Annotated in this window: 14 protein-coding genes and 2 pseudogenes; 9 read left to right on the top strand and 7 right to left on the bottom strand. The window is 55.9% G+C overall.

Translation table 11 applies throughout. The features are described 5' to 3' along the window. The 3 genes and pseudogenes from ASE07_RS29780 to ASE07_RS14315 form a co-directional block, all read left to right on the top strand. Positions 1 to 428, top strand: a pseudogene (locus ASE07_RS29780) (acyl-CoA dehydrogenase family protein); the annotation flags it as partial. A gap of 1 nt (position 429) precedes the next feature. Further along, on the top strand, positions 430 to 839 hold a 410-nt coding region (locus ASE07_RS29775), incomplete at its 5' end, for an acyl-CoA dehydrogenase family protein (protein WP_268793426.1). A 241-nt stretch (positions 840 to 1,080) separates the two neighbouring features. Beyond that, complete coding sequence (locus tag ASE07_RS14315) at positions 1,081 to 1,911, top strand: class I SAM-dependent methyltransferase (RefSeq protein ID WP_057291514.1); 831 nt, start codon at positions 1,081 to 1,083, stop codon at positions 1,909 to 1,911. Between the two features lie 291 nt (positions 1,912 to 2,202). Here the strand turns inward: ASE07_RS14315 and ASE07_RS14310 are convergent, their stop codons facing one another. Further along, positions 2,203 to 5,607, bottom strand: a complete 3,405-nt coding sequence (locus ASE07_RS14310; RefSeq protein WP_156396638.1) for a hypothetical protein — start codon at positions 5,605 to 5,607, stop codon at positions 2,203 to 2,205. A 368-nt stretch (positions 5,608 to 5,975) separates the two neighbouring features. Between ASE07_RS14310 and ASE07_RS29770 the strand changes: the two are divergent. Then, positions 5,976 to 6,270, top strand: a pseudogene (locus tag ASE07_RS29770) (transposase); the annotation flags it as partial. Between the two features lie 53 nt (positions 6,271 to 6,323). Here ASE07_RS29770 and ASE07_RS14300 read toward each other — a convergent pair. The 5 genes from ASE07_RS14300 to ASE07_RS14280 all read right to left on the bottom strand — a co-directional run bounded on the left by ASE07_RS14300 (position 6,324) and on the right by ASE07_RS14280 (position 12,324). Beyond that, positions 6,324 to 7,070 (bottom strand): ABC transporter ATP-binding protein, encoded by a 747-nt coding sequence (locus ASE07_RS14300; RefSeq protein WP_057291511.1) that lies wholly within the window; start codon positions 7,068 to 7,070, stop codon positions 6,324 to 6,326. Positions 7,071 to 7,089: 19 nt separating this feature from the next. Next, positions 7,090 to 8,871, bottom strand: a complete 1,782-nt coding sequence (locus ASE07_RS14295; RefSeq protein WP_057291510.1) for a branched-chain amino acid ABC transporter ATP-binding protein/permease — start codon at positions 8,869 to 8,871, stop codon at positions 7,090 to 7,092. Next, positions 8,871 to 9,926, bottom strand: a complete 1,056-nt coding sequence (locus ASE07_RS14290) for a branched-chain amino acid ABC transporter permease (RefSeq protein ID WP_057291509.1) — start codon at positions 9,924 to 9,926, stop codon at positions 8,871 to 8,873. The genes ASE07_RS14295 and ASE07_RS14290 overlap by 1 nt, the downstream gene beginning before the upstream one ends. Before the next feature lie 72 nt (positions 9,927 to 9,998). Continuing rightward, on the bottom strand, positions 9,999 to 11,162 hold the full coding sequence (locus ASE07_RS14285) for an ABC transporter substrate-binding protein (RefSeq protein WP_057291508.1): 1,164 nt from the start codon (positions 11,160 to 11,162) through the stop codon (positions 9,999 to 10,001). A gap of 382 nt (positions 11,163 to 11,544) precedes the next feature. Continuing rightward, a complete protein-coding gene (locus ASE07_RS14280) occupies positions 11,545 to 12,324 on the bottom strand; it encodes an IclR family transcriptional regulator (RefSeq protein ID WP_057291507.1) in 780 nt (259 codons plus the stop codon). A 333-nt stretch (positions 12,325 to 12,657) separates the two neighbouring features. Between ASE07_RS14280 and ASE07_RS14275 the strand changes: the two genes are divergently transcribed. The 3 genes from ASE07_RS14275 to ASE07_RS14265 are packed head-to-tail and all read left to right on the top strand — an operon-like array spanning position 12,658 to position 15,545. Beyond that, on the top strand, positions 12,658 to 13,611 hold the full coding sequence (locus ASE07_RS14275; protein WP_057291506.1) for an MBL fold metallo-hydrolase: 954 nt from the start codon (positions 12,658 to 12,660) through the stop codon (positions 13,609 to 13,611). Between the two features lie 24 nt (positions 13,612 to 13,635). Beyond that, positions 13,636 to 15,354 (top strand): FAD-dependent oxidoreductase, encoded by a 1,719-nt coding sequence (locus tag ASE07_RS14270; RefSeq protein WP_057291505.1) that lies wholly within the window; start codon positions 13,636 to 13,638, stop codon positions 15,352 to 15,354. Further along, positions 15,336 to 15,545, top strand: coding sequence for a DUF2783 domain-containing protein (locus ASE07_RS14265; RefSeq protein WP_057291504.1), 210 nt, complete (start codon positions 15,336 to 15,338; stop codon positions 15,543 to 15,545). Before ASE07_RS14270 ends, ASE07_RS14265 begins: the two co-directional genes overlap by 19 nt. A gap of 51 nt (positions 15,546 to 15,596) precedes the next feature. Here ASE07_RS14265 and paaY read toward each other — a convergent pair whose 3' ends face one another. Continuing rightward, positions 15,597 to 16,202, bottom strand: a complete 606-nt coding sequence (paaY, locus tag ASE07_RS14260) for a phenylacetic acid degradation protein PaaY (protein WP_057291503.1) — start codon at positions 16,200 to 16,202, stop codon at positions 15,597 to 15,599. A 204-nt stretch (positions 16,203 to 16,406) separates the two neighbouring features. On the opposite strand from paaY, the gene ASE07_RS14255 reads away from it, so the two are divergent. Together ASE07_RS14255 and paaZ are read left to right on the top strand one after the other, a co-directional pair. Continuing rightward, positions 16,407 to 17,024, top strand: coding sequence for a TetR/AcrR family transcriptional regulator (locus ASE07_RS14255; RefSeq protein WP_057291502.1), 618 nt, complete (start codon positions 16,407 to 16,409; stop codon positions 17,022 to 17,024). Between the two features lie 62 nt (positions 17,025 to 17,086). Further along, positions 17,087 to 19,135, top strand: coding sequence for a phenylacetic acid degradation bifunctional protein PaaZ (gene paaZ / locus ASE07_RS14250; RefSeq protein WP_057291501.1), 2,049 nt, complete (start codon positions 17,087 to 17,089; stop codon positions 19,133 to 19,135). Positions 19,136 to 19,336 lie beyond the last annotated feature (201 nt).

Raw genomic sequence — 19,336 nt, 5'->3', positions numbered from 1 at the left:
GATCCCGGTTCGATGGTGACCCGGGCTAAGAAGGTGGACGGCGGCTACAGCCTGACCGGCAGCAAGATGTGGATTTCCAATTCGCCGATTGCCGATGTATTCGTGGTGTGGGCCAAGGATGATGAAGGTGCGATCCGTGGCTTCGTGCTGGAAAAGGGCTGGAAGGGTTTGTCGGCGCCGGCGATCCATGGCAAGTTTGGTTTGCGCGCATCGATCACCGGTGAAATCGTGATGGATGGCGTGTTCTGTCCGGAAGAGAATGCGTTCCCGGAAGTGCGTGGCTTGAAGGGACCGTTCACCTGCCTGAATTCGGCACGCTACGGCATTGCCTGGGGTGCACTGGGTGCGGCGGAATCGTGCTGGCACACGGCCCGCCAGTATGTGCTGGACCGCAAGCAGTTTGGCAAGCCGCTGGCAGCCAACCAGCTNGGGGTGCACTGGGTGCGGCGGAATCGTGCTGGCACACGGCCCGCCAGTATGTGCTGGACCGCAAGCAGTTTGGCAAGCCGCTGGCAGCCAACCAGCTGATCCAGAAGAAGCTGGCTGACATGCAGACTGAAATCACGATGGGTCTGCAGGGCTGCCTGCGTCTGGGTCGCATGAGGGACGAGGGCACCGCAGCCGTGGAAATCACGTCGATGATGAAGCGCAATTCCTGCGGCAAGGCACTGGATGTGGCGCGTATGGCACGCGACATGCTGGGCGGGAATGGTATTTCGGATGAGTTTGGCGTGATCCGTCACATGGTGAATCTCGAAGTGGTGAATACCTATGAGGGCACACACGATATCCATGCGCTGATCCTGGGCCGTGCGCAGACGGGCATTCCTGCATTCTGACAGCGATAGCGTTGATGTGTGGTGCGCCTGGACCGTCGCCACGCGCACCACATCTTGCTACTTCAGAAACATTTTGGCCTTCTGCACCGCCTCTCGGGAACCCTCCGGATCTAAGGTAAAATTCCGCCTTTACTGACATTGCTTCTCCAGGCGCGCCATTCCATCAGGGGGCGTCGCAACCCCTAGAAGCAGGCCGCCGATTCCATCGAATCTCCTCGTGCGGCCACCGAGGACTCCTTCCATGCAAAACATTCCTGAAATCAAGCCGGGTCAATCCATCGACTTGTTAAAAGAACTGCATATTTTGACGCGTGACGGCAAGCTGAACCAGGACAGTCGGCGCAAGCTCAAGCAGGTTTATCACCTGTACCAGTTCATTGAGCCGTTGCTGAAACAAGTTCTCGAAGATCAACCCCGGCTGACCCTGGTAGATCACGGTGCCGGAAAATCCTATCTGGGCTTTATCTTGTATGACTTGTTTTTCAAGTCTCTCGACAAGGATGCTCATATCTACGGTATCGAAACCCGCGACGAACTGGTCAAAAAGTCCGAAGAGCTAGCAAAGAAGCTCGGCTTTCCTGGCATGTCGTTCCTGAACCTTTCCGTCGCCGATTCCATTACTTCGCCACTACTTCCAGCAACCGTCGATGTGGTGACTGCACTGCATGCCTGTAATACCGCTACTGACGACGCAATCCGTTTCGCACTTGAAAAGAAGGCCAGGTTTATCGTGCTTGTGCCCTGTTGCCAGGCTGAAGTGGCATCCGTCTTAAAGCGAAACAAAGGCAAGGCGATCGGCAAGAGCGTACTGACCGAGATATGGCGACATCCTCTGCACACCAGAGAGTTTGGGAGTCAGGTCACCAACGTGTTGCGCTGTCTGCAACTGGAAGCGCATGGTTATCAGGTCAACGTCACCGAACTGGTTGGTTGGGAGCATTCAATGAAAAATGAACTGATCATCGCGACGTTCAAGGATTTGCCGCGCGCCCGCCCGAGCGAGCGCTTACGCGAGATGATGCAGACTCTTGGTCTTGAAGAAATGAGCGAGCGATTTTTTACACCGGCTTGATTGACACATCACAGCGCGGCGCTGTGATGCTTGAGCGATTATGAACTGCAGCTTCTGCTTTACTTTGACGACTGCATCGCTGTGCGATGTCATGCGATCACCAGCAGAGAAAAACCGTTGTTTTTGTTCGCATTTATATCAGGGAATTCGATTCACAGGTTTTCTTGCGTTTGCGATCTGCTCCTGCTCGCTTTTTCCTTGTAGGTATCCTCCTTCTATTGGATTTCAGGATGAGAATTTTGAAAACAAGAACTTCTCGTACCTGTTAAACAAAGCCTTTTCGGGAATGTGTTATTGATGCGATTCTGACAAATCATCGCTCTCATCTTCTTTTTCCAGAGCGAGTGTGATCGCATCGGGCCCCCAAACCATTGACAATTTTAATATGGAGAAGGAACTGCCTTCCATCTTATCTCGCAAGGCATCGACATACTCGACACCCGCGCCAGCCAGTTTCGAGAACAATGTGCTATCGAAATACTTGTATGTATCATCCGGATCTTCACTCATTAGGGGACATTTCATTTGGATGGCCTTGTTGCGCGCTAGCGCGATCAACGCCTCGTCCATTTTTTTATCGAATCCGGAATTTTTATAAAGTTGTTCCAACATGATTGCCGGACCTGTGTAGTAGTCCGATTCCATTTCCATGATGCGTAGCAGTCGCCGAGCGACTATCGGCGCGTCCTCCTGACCTTTAGGTTTAATCGTAAGCATGCGGGTTTTACCATCCGTGGCGTAGCCGAGAAGCGCAACATTCATATCGGCGCCGCCATCCAGGCTTTGGCAACTGCCCGCGCACTCTGACCCTGCCAGGAATAGATCAGTTGCCTTGATGGATTCTATGGCAGAGTATTTGGGTGGTTGCACCGTCCCATTGGGCCCGTGTGGTGATTCCACGTCTACAGGAGATTGAAGTTCGTGCCATGCATCCAATGTCTCTGGAAATGTCTTTCGATATTTTTCGTCTAGATATGCCAACTGCGGCGATTGTGCGAAATCGTTCCGGAAAGCTTCGAAGGCGTGTTCGGCCTGTTCATGGCTGTCGTGGCTGAAATAAACACTTATCCAATTGGCCAAGGTTATGTGGGGGCGCTGATCCTGGCGACTTGCCACATATGGTTTCAGCTTGCTGAGATAGAGCAGGAGTTCTTCCGGGCGACGGAATTTCGACAATAATCCTGAACGGACCTTTTCCAATCGAGCGTCGCTGATGTCATGCAGCTGAAGCAACTCGCGCATGAGCATACGTTCAACAGCTTTTAATTTTTCTGGACTATCGGTCCTAACAAGCAATAAATGCAGCTTTCGCAGGTCAAATGCCACATTATTGCGGTGGGCATCTTCCTCCTTGGGAAATAGACTAAGCGCTGCCTTAATGATGTACATATGACGCTGAAAATCTTGCGCACTTGTATTGGAGGCATTAGGGATTCTGTCATGTGTCGCAAAACTTGCCTTCATGAGTTTTTCTTTTTGCTCAGGCGTAAAGACTGCGGATGCGGAGATGGCAAGCATGCTTGTTAATACAGCATTGAAGTGATCCGTTTTCTTCCATCGCTGGTTGCCGAGTAATCCGATCAGCGGTTCGGGCAGTTTTTCGTCCTGGAAAATGGCCAACAACGCGATAACAAGAGGCGGGAATTTGGGGATTTTGCTAAGCAACTCTTGAACATGCTTCGCGAGCGTGTTGTCTTCTCCAATTGCGTAGGCCGCCAGAATGCCGGTCAACTTGGAGCGTTCCTTACCAAGATGCATGTTGCCAATCGAGTCCAGAAAGGGGCGTAGCTTCACCGTGATTTCTGTTGCACGGTCGATGGCGTCTATCTCGGTTACCGTGGAGTCCTGACGAAGAGACAGAGCTGCAACACAATAGAGGTAAAACTCCGCCAACGTTTCTCGTTTGGGGGTTGCCTTTGGATCGTTATCGTTAATCGCATCGAGTATCTGATTGAATGCCGTTTCTAACTCCGGATGATTGCGTTGCTCAATTGGCATAAATAGCGTTCCCGGCTTCGCGGGAGAAGAAATCTCGGGCGTCGCTCTAAGATCGAGTATCTTGGGGAGCAATGCTTTCGCAGTATGGACGGAAGGCGTTTTTTCATATTCCTCATACCCTATCCTCGGGAAACTGATCTCAGGCGCGGACAACGATGCTGCTCGGGCTCTGCTGTCGGAATCCTTGTTAAGGAGATGGAGGTAGACTCGAGCGCAATCACTCAGTAAGAGACCACGGTCTTCTACGCCGAGCTTCCCACGCACTTGAAAGAACAAGGACCGGTTTTCTTCCGTATTGATATTGAGGTCCACACTTTTCGCAAACGCGATGCGTTCGGTGTCATCTCGATGGCGCTGTTGAGGGAAGGCATGTCCATCGACGTCATACAGCAGTCGCTCTTCGTCGTATAGCAATTGCTGTGTGCTGATGGAGAGATGTGTTTCTTCGCTTTGATCATTCCCAAGATACGCGTGCATAAGTTGTAATTTGGTCTCCCTGCTCAAGGCGAGCAAATCAATGTGTTCATACATGAACGGACGCATATTCGTGAAAAGCGCCTGAATGAAAGTTTGCTTCTCCAAGTTCGAAAAGTTTCCTTCTGAATCTGACGGGCAGTTAATTAATGCGTTGATGAGTTCGCCTATGTGTTGGGGGGCGAAATCCTGATCGTGCATGGCCTTTGCCAAACCCGCCGCCCATGATGTTCGGTGTTCCCGGTCCTTGGCGAGTGTCGCCAGCACGAGAGTTCGCATACGTAATATCGGGTAGTCAAACTGGCTCTCGATGTCGAACGCCTGTTCGAAGTTTCCTGACTCAAACCCGGCTAGCAATTGCTGTTTCTTAGTGAAAAGATGTTCTTCGTTACCTGGATCGGCGCCAAGATGCGTTTGCAGAAATCGTAATTTGTCGCCCCTGTTAAGAGCGAACAAATCAATGTGTTCATACATGAACGGACGCATATTCGTGAAAAGCGCATTAATTAAATCTACTTTCTCCGATGGCGGAGGATTTCCTTCTGAATGGTAATTAATTAATGCGTTAATGAACTCGCCTATGTGTTGGTGGGAGAATTTTTGATCATGCATGTATGTCGCCAACTTCACCGCCCATGGTATTTGGCTATCGTTGTCAACGCGGATGTGTTCGTCATCGGTGAGCGCTGCCTCGACGAAAGTTTCCATATTTAATGCCGGAGATTCAAGGTAGTTGTCAATCCAGAACGCTTCCTCAAAGTTTCCCAAATAAAGCGCGGTTAGTGCTTGATCTCGGGTCGGTTCGCCTTCGCTCGCCCCTGCGTCGCTAGCGAATGTCGCCGCATGCGGGCTGGCTGGTGGCGTATCAACATCATCTTCATACTCCGAGCGCAGATCAAGGTCCCAAAAAACAACGGGCGGTGTGCTCTCGCGCGCTTCGTCCGTCGATTGCGATTGCGATTGCGATTGAATAGACAGCGGCGCTTGCAAAGATTTGAATGATGTATTCGACGCGTCCACCTGATGCTGTGAGCGTTGAATGCGTCTATTTATTTGGTTCGCGGTCGAAGCGCGGCTTGACAGCGCTGGCGTTAACGATTCCCCGGCGATGGGATTTGCAGGATTTTCTGGCGGAGCCACCCTTGGTACGGAGCCATCAGAGTCATTCAGGTGATGAGTTGAGACGCACGAACATAAGCGTGAAAATATTTGAGAAAAGTTCATGAGTACCTCTTAAACGGGTGGCGCGACAGAACCCAGGGAGCATGCAGCTCCGCCTGTATGCGAATGTTGGTATGTGGTTAGAAGAGGGTTTGTGGTTCCTTACTGGGGTTCGCCATGTCATTTTTGGGAAAAGCTCGGGGTGGATTGATATATCTTCCGGTGGCGGTGTCTTGAAATTTTCTGTCAAGGACGCTCCTATTACCTGGCAGACGCAGCTATAGGCAACAGAGGAAACGTCAGAGAATGAGCGTACGCGTTCTGGTTGAGCTTGAGTTTCCATGAGTTGCTCGGGGATTTTTCATTGCGTTTTTGCCCCTTGCGCAACGGGCCGCGCGCAACGCCGGTGTGCTTGACATGGCGCCGCATGAGAAGGCGCGCTGCGCATCGCCATCCCGCGTGACCGCCAGGGATCGTTCGGCTCGCAACTGATCAGTACGCATGAATGGCGCTTTGCCGCCTTTGACGGCCAGATCATTGCCATGTACGCACGTGACATGACGGCACGCAAAGTGCTGGCATTTCCTGCTTAAGATCGAGGACACCGAGGGCGCGAAATTCTGGATGAAGGTGCTCAACGTCTTGAATACGCGTGGCTGCAACGACATTCTGATTGCTGTGACCGATGGCTTGAAAGGAATGCCTGAAGTCCTTAATGCTATCTATCGTTGCTGCCTACCGAAGAACATTATCGATACAAAACTGCAAATTGACCTTGGTCAGTTCGCCTTCTTCGCCAATCCCAGATACGTATCCATCACTTTCTGGTCATGCGCGAGCTGCGAGGCCGGACCTTCGAGGACGATATCGCCCGTTTCAAGCACATAGGCGTAATCCGCTGTCTGCAGCGCGGCACGTGCATTCTGCTCGACGAGCAGGATCGCCACGCCGGTTGCCTTCAGCCTCACAATGATGTTGAAGATTTCCTTGACGATCAATGGCGCAAGGCCAAGGCTGGGTTCATCCAGCATCAGCAACTGCGGCTTGGCCATCAACGCCCGTCCGAGTGCGAGCATCTGACGCTCTCCGCCTGACAAGGTGCCGGCATCCTGCTTGCGCCTTTCTTTCAGCCGTGGAAAAAGTTCATAGACCACCTCAAGCTGGTCCGCATAACCCTTCTCGCGCGCCTTGTAGCGACGGTAGCTGCCGAGATGGAGATTGTCTTCCACCGACATTGAAGAAAACAGCTCGCGTTTTTCAGGCACAAGGCACATGCCGTGGGCAACACGAGTTTCAACCGGCACGCCGTTCATGTCGCGTCCAATCAATGACACCGCGCCGCGCATGGTGCCGGTCGTCGGCAACGCGTCCGCGATGGCGTTCAGCATGGTGGATTTGCCGGCGCCATTGGGCCCGATGACGGTGACGATCTGGCCACTGCCGACCTTGAGATTGACGCCGTGCAGCGCTTCCACCTTGCCGTAGGCAACGTGCAGGTCCTTGATTTCCAGTATGGGGGTCGTCATTGCACTCTTCCTGTCGTAATCATTCGACGCCCCCAAGATAGGCTTCGAGGACGGCTTCATTCTGCTGCACCTCAAGTGGCAGTCCCTCGGCAATCTTGGTGCCGAATTCCATCACCACCAGGCGGTCCGTCAGGTTCATCACGAAGTCCATGTCGTGTTCCACGATGAGCACGCTCATTCCTTCGCCACGCAGCTTGTTGAGCAACTCGGCCAGTGCCTGCTTTTCCTTGTAGCGCAGGCCGGCCGCAGGTTCGTCGAGCAGCAGCAAGGTCGGATCGCAGCACAGCGCGCGTGCGATTTCCAGAATACGCTGCTGCCCAAGGGCGAGACTGCCGGCTTCTTCATACAGCATGTTGCCCAGACCAACGCGTTCCAGTTGCTTCTTCGCTTCAAAGAGCAGCGCCTGCTCTTCACCGCGGTTGAGGCGCGCGATACTGGTTGCGATACCGGTGACGTCATTATGCGCGCCCCGCAGATGGGCGCCGATGGCAACGTTTTCCAGCACGCTCATGGTAGACATGAGCCGTACATGCTGGAAGGTACGCGCGATACCCAGTTTGACGATCTCGCGCGAACTCAGGTTATCGATGCGCTTCAGTTCGCCATGGGAACGGAAGCGGATTTCGCCCCTGGTGACCGGCAGCACGCCGGTGACAAGATTGAACATCGTCGATTTCCCGGCGCCGTTTGGACCGATCAGGCCAATGATTTCCCCTGCCTTGACTTCGAAGTTCAAATCATTGACCGCCACCAGTCCGCCAAACTGCTTTCGTGCATTGATGACCTGCAGCACGGTTTCACCACGCGCATGCTTGGCACGGGTCGGCAGCGGGGCGGCGCTGTCGGGGGCGATGGCCTGTGGTTTCTGCGGAAGCAACTTGCGCACGAAGGCCCACAGACCTTCACGCGCATTTTGTAATAGCAGCACCAGCATCACGCCAAACACGATGATTTCAAAGTTGCCGTTGGCACCCAGCAGTTTTGGCAGAATGAATTGCAACTGGTCTTTGAGCAGGGTGATTAATGTGGCACCCAGAATTGCACCCCAGACGTAACCAGCGCCACCGACGACCGCCATGAACAGATATTCGATACCGGCATTGAGTCCGAAGGGTGTCGGGTTGACGGTGCGCTGGAGATGCGCATACAGCCAGCCCGATACGCAAGCGAGTACGGCGGCCATGACGAAGATGACAATCTTCATCCAGGCGGTATTGACGCCCATCGCCTCGGCCATCACGCCGCCTCCCTTCAGCGCGCGGATTGCCCGCCCGGGTCGGGAATTCAGCAAATTCTGAATGGCGATGACTGCCAGCAGCACAACCAGCCAGATCAGGAAATACATCTCGCGCCCGGTGTTGAGGGTATAGCCGAACAGATTGATCGACGGAATACCGGTCAGTCCGTCATAGCGACCGAGGAAATCCAGATTGCCGAAAAGGTAGTAAAGCGACAAGCCCCATGCGATGGTGCCAAGCGGCAGATAATGACCGGACAGGCGCATGGTCAGCATGCCGATCAGGAAGGCGACTGCAGCCGTAATGACTATGCCGGTCAGCATACCGATCCAGGGCGATATGCCGAACTGGGTTGTCAGGTAACCGGTGGCATAGGCTCCGAGGCCGACAAACGCCGCCTGGCCGAATGAGGTCAGGCCGCCAACGCCAGTGAGGAGAACCAGTCCCAGCGCAACGATGGAATAGAGGCCGATATAGTTGGCCAGCGTAATCCAGAATTCCGGCGTAGGCAGGATGGGAAGCAGCGCAACGACGACAATGAAGGCGATGAAGGATTTACGCATTATTCATCTCCCTCGTCGACATGCTTGGAAGTCAGGGAGCGCCATAGCAGAACGGGAATAATCAGTGTGAATACGATGACCTCTTTCAGGGCACTGGCCCAGAAAGAAGAAAACGATTCCAGCAAACCGACCAGCACGGCGCCCGCGGCGGCAATCGGGTAGCTTCCCAGTCCGCCGATGATGGCACCAACAAAGCCTTTCAGGCCGATCAGAAATCCGCTGTCGTAATACACGGTGGTCAGCGGTGCAATCAGTACGCCGCACAGGGCGCCCATCGCGGCAGCCAGTGTAAATGCGAGACGGCCGGCCTGCGTCGTGCCGATGCCGACCAATTGCGCACCCACCCGGTTGACGGCAGTCGCGCGCAAGGCCTTGCCGGTCAGCGTACGTTCGAAATAAAGATAGAGAGCAGCGATCAGCGCGATCGAGACACCGACGATCACAATGCTCTGGCCGGAAATCGTCATGGTGCCGATTTCGATGCGGGCATCGGAAAACGGTGTGGTACGCGATCCTTCCGCGCCGAACATCACCAGGCCGAGTCCCATCATGGCGAAATGCACGCCGACCGATACGATGAGCAATACCAGGGTAGTGGCTTCCGCCAGCGGTTGGAATGCAAGGCGATAGATAATCGGTCCCATCGGCACGACGATCAGCAGCGTCAGCAAGACCTGAAGCGGAAGCGGCAGGGTAGGCGACGCAACGCTGCGTGTCAGGAAGTAAATTGCGACGGGCAGCAGAACGAACTTGACCAGGCTGATCATTACCGCCCGTGGGGCGGTGAGCCGGCTCTGCGGATTCCTCAACACAAAATACACTTCCTGGATAAAAGCGAGTATGCCAAGTCCGACCAGCAGGGTGGCGGAATGCGGAAATTTGTCCGCCTGAATGGCGGCAAGGGTGAGGGCGCCGAAAGCAACAAATTCACCCTGGGGAATAAAGATGACGCGCGTAACGGAAAACACCAGCACAAGGGCCAGTGCCAGCAGCGCATAGATTGCGCCACTGGTAATGCCATCCTGCGCAAGAATGGCAGCTATCGATAAATCCATGTTGATCCCGGCAATGAATGTCGTTTAAAAAGGCGCGGACGGTGCCGCGCCTTGATCAGGTACCGGCCGCAATCAGTTCGCGTTGCCGACCAGTTTCCATTTGCCGTTGGCGATCTGCACCATCACGCGTGAACGCTGGTCGAGGCCGAGGTGATCGGTCGGACCCATATTGAAGATGCCGTGCGATGCCGGGACGTTTTTCAGGTTTTCCAGCGCATCACGCAGGGCGACGCGGAATTCCTTGGTGCCAGGCTGGCCTTTCTTCAGTGCTTCCGGAATAGCAGCCGACAACAGCACGCCGGTATCCCACGCATGGCCGCCGAAGGTGGACACGCTGCCTGCGCCATAGGCCTTCTCATAGGCTGCCTTATAGGTCAGGGCTGACTTCTTGACCGGATTGCTGTCGGGCAGTTGCTCTGCGACCAGCAGTGGGCCTGCGGGCAGCAATGTTCCTTCGCAGTCTTTGCCGCAGACGCGCAGGAAGTCATTATTTGCGATGCCGTGGGTCTGGTAGATCACGCCTTTGTAACCACGCTCCTTGAGCGTCTTCTGCGGCAACGCGGCCGGGGTGCCCGAGCCGGCGATCAGGATCGCGTCCGGATTGCTGCCCATGATCTTGAGGATCTGGCCGGTCACCGACGTGTCGGTACGGGCGAAGCGCTCATTGGCGACGATATTGATCTTGCGCACTTCGGCGAGCTTCGAGAATTCGCGGAACCAGCCTTCGCCATAGGCATCGGAGAAGCCGATGAAGGCGACGTTCTTCACGCCATGGTCAGCCATATAGCTGGTAATCGCCGTGGACATATGGGAATCGTTCTGCGGGGTTTTAAATACCCAGCGGCGGCGATTGTCGACCGGCGAAACGATGGCGGCAGAGGCTGCCATCGAAACCATTGGCGTCTCCGATTCGGAAGCGACATCGATCATCGCCAGCGAGTTTGGCGTGACGGTAGAACCGACCAGCACGTCGACCTTGTCTTCCGTAATCAGTTTGCGTGCGTTCTTGACCGCTGTCGTCGTGTCGGAAGCGTCGTCGAGCACGATGTACTCGACAGTCTTGCCACCAATTTCCTTGGGCAGCAACGCAAAGGTATTCTTTTCAGGGATGCCGAGCGATGCCGCCGGGCCCGTGGCGGACACGGTTACACCGACTTTGATCTGCGCATGGGCAGTGCTGGCAAAGGCGGCGGCCAGCAGAGCGGGCAGCAATGCGTGAATGAGTTTCGTCTTCATAGTCTTCTCCAATCTCGATTTAGTGGCATCTACAACAGTGTGGACATTTCGAGCTGCTTATTCTTACTCTCGTTCGTTCTTGCTTCGACCGCCGCCGACAGCGGGGTCTGCGGTGTTACCGGCTTGCCGTACCGCTTTCCGGATGCCTCTGCGTGCATCTCGTTGCCTGGCTTGCCTCGTTGAATCGATATCTGTGCCGTCTCCTTTATTGATTGAGATACTTTTTACCGCTGCCACGCTGTGCGCCCCAACGTGCAATCAAGGGTAAACCGTTCAGCATGCTTCGACGCAAGCTAGGATACAGAAATTTTATATGATTCACACTATCTGTTTGCTAAAAAAAACTTGTATCACATTGATTGCCGCCCCCGGACTGTGCAAGCTACGCCGAATGTCCGAGCCGCTCGGAAACTCGTGCCGCGGACTGTTTTAACTCTCTCGCCACATCACCAGTCCATGAAGGATCCAGGGTGCCCATCGGGCCGATTACCGTGATCGCCAGGACAATGTTGCCTGCATGGTCGAATACAGGGGCGCTCATCGCATTGATACCGGCAATCGGTTCACCAACGGCACGCGCGACGCCATGCCGCCGGACTTCCGTCAACAGCGCTTCCAGTTCTTTCTTTGTCAGTTTTTTTCCGGTGTAGCCGGCAATGCCATCGCCGCTGGTTTCGTTTGCGTTCAGCTTCTCCACCAGCTTGGGCGGGAGATAGGCCGAGAACACCCTGCCGGTTGCGGTACTGCCGATCGAGACCACCGTGCCGGTGCGCATGCGTACATGGATCGCTTGCCGTGATTCGTTCAGGTGCACCACGGTAGGGCCGCGCGAACCGAGGACTGCCAGCGCCACCGTATGTCCGATGCGGTCGCTCAGGTCCGACGCCTCCGGTATCGCGATCTTTACGGGATCGAGCAACTGCAGGCTAATCAGCCCCATTTGCAGGGCAAACCGGCCAAGCTCGTAGCGGCCGGACACGGGATCCTGCTGGATCAGGCCAATGTTGCTGAAGCTCACGAGGTAGGGGTGAGCCTTCGCGGAAGTCATGCCTGCCTTCTGGGCAAGGTCGCGCAGCAGCATGGGAGCACCTTCATCGACAAGTGCGATTAGTAGTTGTCCGCCAACCTCGACAGACTGGATTCCCCGTCTTTCCTTTTCCATTAGGTCCCTTATGAGCGGCGACACGGTGTACACGCCGTTCGGTTTTCACTGTTTTTATTTTGCGCTGCAGCACGGTTGTGCCGGCCATGCATTACCTTATTTGCGCAATTCTATCAGCGTCCAACAAAAATCTAATAATTAGTTATTGACAGAAGCGTTCGCCTAAAACAAACTTCGCTCATCAATATAAGTAGCAATCCCATTTTTCGCAAAAAGCTGCGATCCGGTAACACAGCGTTCATAGGCTAAGACTGGCAACGGCGAGAATGAACAGCAACGACAGTAGCTTGCTGCTCCGATAAGCCGTTCCTTTCACTCATCAAAGGAAAAGACATGTCCGAAAAGAAATTCGCATCACAGGCCGACCTCGAAGAGAAAAAAGTGAGCTTCGACAAATTGTCGGACAACGCATATGCCTATACCGCCGAAGGCGATCCGAACACCGGCATCGTCATCGGCGACGATGCGGTCATGGTGATCGATACACAGGCAACGCCGGTAATGGCGCAGGACGTGATTCGCCGCATCCGCGAAGTCACCGACAAGCCGATCAAATACGTGGTCATGAGCCACTATCACGCAGTGCGCGTCCTCGGCGCCACCGCGTACCAGCCGGAACACATCATCGCCAGCAAGGATACCTATGACCTGATCTGCGAACGCGGCGAGGCGGACATGAAGAGCGAGATCGAACGCTTTCCGCGACTTTTCCGTTCGGTAGAGTCAGTGCCTGGATTAACCTGGCCGACCATGGCCTTTACCGGCGAAATGACCTTGTGGCTGGGCAAGCTGGAAGTGAAGATCATGCAGGTTGGCAGAGGCCATACCAAGGGCGACACCATCGTCTGGCTGCCACAGCAAAAGATCCTGTTTTCCGGGGACCTGGTGGAATACGGCGCCACGCCGTATGCGGGCGATGCCTACTTCAAGGACTGGCCAAAGACGCTTGACGCACTTGAAGCCCTCAAGCCGGAAAAGCTGGTTCCAGGCCGCGGGGCGGCATTGACCACGCCGGCAATGGTCAAGGAAGGCATCGACGGAACGCGCGCCTTTGTCAGTGAGCTATACCAGGCGGTACAGAAAGCTGCGACCGAAGGTAAAGACCTGAACAGCGCCTACAAGCAAACAATGGATACCCTGCGTCCCAAGTATGGGCAGTGGGTCATCTTTGATCACTGCATGCCGTTTGATGTAACCCGGGCCTACGATGAGGCAACCCAATATGCGGACCCGCGTATCTGGACTGCCCAGCGTGACAAGGAAATGTGGCACGCACTCGAAAGTTAACCGACAGGCCGCAGGAGTGTATCCATGGAAAAAAATTACCAGCAGCTGAAATTCGACTACGTCCGCTCCCCGGACGAAGTCGCGGCCACGCCGGTTCGCCGTCCTGTCGTGGTGGTGGGCGCCGGCCCGGTCGGCTTGTCGGCCGCCATCGACCTTGCGCAGCAGGGCATTCCGGTCGTGGTGCTGGATGACGATTGCGTACTGTCGAACGGCTCGCGCGCCATCTGCTTTGCCAAGCGAACGCTGGAAATTTTCGACCGGCTCGGTTGCGGCGACCGCATGGTGGAGAAGGGCGTGTCGTGGAATGTCGGCAAGGTATTCTACCGGGATGAAATGGTGTACGCGTTCGACCTGCTGCCGGAAACCGGTCATCGCCGTCCCGCCTTCGTGAACCTGCAACAGTATTATGTTGAAGGCTACCTGCTCGAACGTGCGCAGCAACTGTCCAACCTCGACCTGCGCTGGAAGAACAAGGTGGTCGGCGTGTCACAGGATGGCCCTCGGGTCGAGCTGATGATCGAAACACCGGACGGCCAGTACCGGCTGGATTGCGACTATCTGATTGCCGCAGACGGATCGCGCAGCACCGTACGAAAATTGTGTGGGCTCGAAAGCAAGGGTCGCACGTTCCATGATCGCTTCCTGATCGCGGATGTGCGCATGAAGGCGGAGTTCCCGCCCGAGCGCTGGTTCTGGTTTGATCCGCCTTTTCATCCCAATCAGTCGGTGTTGCTGCATCGCCAGCCTGACAATGTGTGGCGCATCGACTTCCAGCTCGGATGGGACGCTGACCCCGTTGCGGAAAAGGATCCGGAGAAAGTGACTGCACGGGTACGTGCGCTTCTGGGAAAGGATGCCGAGTTCGAGCTGGACTGGGTGAGCGTCTATACCTTCTCATGCCTGCGCATGGAGAAATTCCGGCATGGCCGCATTTTCTTTGCCGGCGATGCAGCGCATGGCGTATCGCCTTTCGGAGCACGCGGTGCAAACAGTGGCGTGCAGGACGCCGACAACCTGGCGTGGAAACTTCGCCTGGTGATCGAAGGAAAAGCACCGGAGGCGCTGCTTGAATCCTATTGCGATGAGCGTGAATTTGCGGCAGATGAAAACATCCTCAACTCCACGCGTTCCACTGATTTCATTACGCCGAAGAGCGCCATCAGCCGTACCTTCCGGGACGCTGTCCTGCGTTTGTCTAAAACCCATGATTTCGCGCGCAAGCTGGTCAACAGCGGCCGCCTGTCGCGTCCCTCGGTCCTTGCGCAAAGCGCATTGAACACGCCCGATCAGGATATGTTCGACAGCGCGATGGTGCCGGGAGCACCGGCTGACGACGCGCCGATCCAGATTGCGGGCCGTCCACAATGGTTCAGTACGCAGTTGGGGAACGAATTCACAGGGGTGTATTTTTGCGATGCGTCGCCTGCGTCACTGGCCGCCCTATCAGGCCTGCTTTCGCTGGTGGCAGCCGAGATACCCGTGCGAACAATAGTTGTCCTGCCGGCCGACGCAGCAGGTCAACAGCTGGATGGTATCGAAACCATCATCGACACGGAAGGCTTACTGGCAAAACGATACGACGCGCGGCCCGGAACGTTTTATCTGTTGCGTCCGGACCAGCATGTATGTGGGAGGTGGCGTCAATTTGAGGTGCCGCGCGTCACGCAGGCGGTCTTGCGCGCGACGGGCAGGCGGAGTGTCCAACCGATTCCTAGTGAGCAATCATGCCTGGTCACACATTGATTACCGCGTCGAACATGACGCAACCTGACGAGTTTTATGAACGTCTGATTGATATGCATCGCGAGTTGACGCCGCAGCAGAGCGAGGCTGCGAATGTGGCCCTGATCCTGCTGCTGGCAAATCATGTAGGCGACCTCGCGGTGTTGCAGCAGGCGATGGATATTGCGCGTGCTGATGCACAGCAGGTATAGCGATTAATCCGGATCAGTTAGCAACCTGTGGAACAACTGCGGGGCGCTAATTCATTTATCCCGCTTGGTAGCAATCAGAGGCTTCACATCCGGGGCGCGCAACCGGGGACGGTCTGCTTCGACAACGGTGAGTGGATGCACTTCCTGCATGGTCGCAAGACAGCGCTTCGTCAGATCCTGATACGTCAGCGTCCCTTCAAGCTTCCAGGCGATTTCTTCATCGCTCAGATCGCGGATCACCTTCGCCGGCACACCGGCAACCAGAGAGCGGGGTGGAATCTTCATGCCGGCACGCACGAAGGCGCTGGCCGCGACAATCGCTTTCTCACCGATTTCCGCCTCGTCCATCACGACCGCATTCATGCCGACCAGGGCATCGCGTCGCACCATGCAGCTATGCAGGACCGCACCATGGCCGATGTGGCCGTTTTCTTCGACAACGGTGTCCGCCGATGGGAAGCCATGGACCACGCAGGTATCCTGAACATTGGCACCCCGGTGCAGGACAATCCGGCCGAAATCGCCACGCAATGACGCGCAAGGGCCGATATAGCAGTCGGGTCCGACAATGACGTCACCGATCAGTACGGCGCTAGGGTGAACATACGCGGTCGGATCGACCACTGGCACGACGCCTTCAATGGCATAGCATGGCATGCTGGGCTCCTGTAGATGCTGCGCTTGGTGAATGGACTGGCTAGGGCATGTCGTTGCCCGCCTTGCAATTTAAACGAGTTTCAATATAATTTAGTCCGACCGGTCGGTCAAGAATGTAAACGGGAAACGCGCGGCAGAAATCGTGAGCGCGAACCCGAATGTCTGGAGTCCGCCCGGTTATTTGCAAATCAACAAGGACTATGCATGGCCAGAGGACGCGCGCCGGGATATGACAGCCAAAGGGAAACGATACTCGCACGCGCGGCGGAGTTGTTTGCCATGCGGGGCTATGCCGGGACCTCGATGAATGAGGTGGCCGAAGCCTGCGGATTATCGAAGCCGGCGCTGTATCACTATTTCAAGGACAAGTATGCGTTGCTCGTCAATATCGCTGAAGGCCATGTGTTGCGGTTGGAAGCGGTGGTCGATGAAGTCCTCGACCAACAATTGCCCGCACAAGAGCATCTCGGTCAGCTGATTCGCTGCTTTGTCGAAGAGTACGCGGACGCGCAGCACGCCCACCGCGTGCTGACCGAAGACATCCGTTTTCTCAACGACGACGATCGGGAACGCATTCTTGAACGCGAACGCCGCGTGGTGTCGGCGTTTTCAAAAGTGATTCGCCAGATCCGGCCCGAGATTGATGATGCACGCATGGCCACGCCACTGACCATGCTGTTATTCGGCATGATCAACTGGATGTTTACCTGGCTGAAGCCGGATGGCGAACTAACCTATGAGGCAATGGCGACGGTCGTCGCCGATCTTTTCTTCGGCGGCATTCCCGCAGTCAGATTGCCGATCCAACCGATCCAACCTTAGGCTTTTTATTTGGCGCGGGTAAGTATGCGCGCCCGTTTCCACACGTAATCAGGAGAGTTCACATGAGCGCCGTACCCACCTTGCAAAGCTTTATCGGCGGCCGTTGGTTCGGCGCCGAAGCCGGTCAGATGCTGGCCAGCGCCATCGACGGTCGCGCCGTCGCGAATACGCACGCAGACCGGATCGATTTCGGTGAAGCGGTCGCCTACGCCCGCCGTGGCGGAAAGGCATTGATCGCAATGGATTTCCAGGAACGCGCCGCGCGACTCAAAGCGCTCGCCGCCTATCTCGCAGAACGCAAGGAACAACTCTACGCAATCTCTCACCATACCGGCGCGACCCGCGCGGATAGCTGGATCGACATCGAAGGTGGCACCGGTACTTTGTTCGCCTATGCGAGCATGGGGTCGAACGAACTCCCATCCGGTAACATCATTCACGAAGGCCCACCGGTGCAGCTCGGCAAGCAAGGCAAGTTTTTCGGTTCACACATACTTGTTCCACGCGGCGGCGTTGCCATCCATATCAACGCGTTCAATTTCCCGGTGTGGGGTCTGCTCGAAAAGTTTGCCCCGACTTTCCTTGCCGGCATGCCTTGTATCGCCAAGCCGGCGACGGCGACCAGCTACCTGACCGAGGCGATGGTGCGCATGGTGCACGAGTCCGGCATTCTTCCGGATGGCGCGCTGCAACTGGTGATCGGCGGCACCGGCGACCTGCTCGACCGGCTTGACGGTTTTGATGTGGTCACATTCACAGGCTCGGCCGACACGGCTGCCAAATTACGTGCGCATCCCAATCTGCTGCAGAAAGGCATTCCGTTTAATGCGGAAGCCGACTCGCTCAACTGTGCAATTCTGGCGCCGGATGTTACACCCGACGACGAGGAGTTTGACCTTTTCGTGAAGGAAGTGGCGCGCGAAATGACCATCAAGGCAGGGCAGAAGTGCACCGCGATACGTCGTGCAATTGTTCCGCGTCAGCATCTCGATGCAGTGGCACAACGCTTGCGCGAGCGCCTGGCAAAGACGGTCATCGGCGACCCGTCGCGAGAGGGCGTCAAGATGGGGGCACTTGCTTCGAAGGCGCAGCAGTCTGACGTTGCCGAACGTGTTGCCATGCTTGCGCAAGGCAATGAAGTCGTGTTCGGTGAGCGAGATGGTTTTTCGCCAGTCGGTGATGGCGTCGAGCGCGGCGCTTTCTTTGCGCCCACATTGCTGCTCTGCCGTGACGGCATGCGTGATGAGCGCGTACATGACATCGAAGCCTTCGGCCCGGTCAGCACGCTGATGCCTTACGAAGACATCGACGAGGCGCTTGCGCTGGCAGCAAAAGGAAAGGGAAGCCTGGTCGGCACGCTGGTTACGCGCGACCCGAAAATCGCGGCGAAAATGATTCCGGTGGCGGCCATGCAGCATGGCCGTATGCTGGTGCTGGATCGCGAAGCCGCGGTCGAGTCAACCGGTCACGGATCACCGCTGCCCATGCTCAAGCACGGCGGCCCGGGGCGCGCCGGTGGTGGCGAAGAACTGGGCGGTATCCGCGCGGTCAAGCATTACCTGCAGCGCAGCGCAATCCAGGGCTCCCCGACAATGGTCGCCGCGGTGACCGGCGAGTACTTGCGCGGTGCGGCCGTCAATGAATCCGAGATTCATCCTTTCCGACGTTATTTCGATGACTTGCAGGTCGGCGACTCGCTGTTGACCCATCGCCGCACGGTGACCGAAGCGGACATCGTCAACTTCGGCGGCATTTCTGGCGACTACTTCTACATGCACTTCGATGAAATCGCGGCAAAGGAAACGCAGTTCGGCAAGCGCATCGCCCATGGTTACTTTGTCTTGTCCGCCGCCGCGGGCCTGTTCGTCTCGCCGGCCCCCGGACCGGTTCTGGCGAACTACGGCCTCGATACGCTGCGCTTCGTCAAGCCTGTCGGGATAGGTGACACGATACAGGCCCGCCTCACCGCGAAACGCAAGATCGACCGGCGCAAGAAGGATGCGAAAGGCGTGGGGCAGGGTGTCGTCGCATGGGATGTTGCCGTGACCAATCAGGATGGTGAGCTTGTCGCGAGCTACGACATCCTGACGCTCGTCGCCAAGCGTTCGTAAAGTTAATACCCACTCGTCGTCAATAGCCCGCTATTGACTCCTCCTGCGCCTTGCCAGTCAAAAAAATCCATCAATCTCATTTGTCACGTTACAGGTTGGGATTGGTATAAGTTGTCATAAACATTCAATCAAACTGCGAGCGAACGTGACTCAGTCACATTCGCTCGCAGGCTCCCCACTCCCGACCCGCGGCACCGCTGC

Source organism: Noviherbaspirillum sp. Root189 (assembly GCF_001428545.1).
GTDB lineage: Bacteria > Pseudomonadota > Gammaproteobacteria > Burkholderiales > Burkholderiaceae_D > Noviherbaspirillum.
The sequence above is the reverse complement of the archived record's forward strand: the minus strand, read 5'-3'. Positions and strand labels throughout refer to the sequence as shown.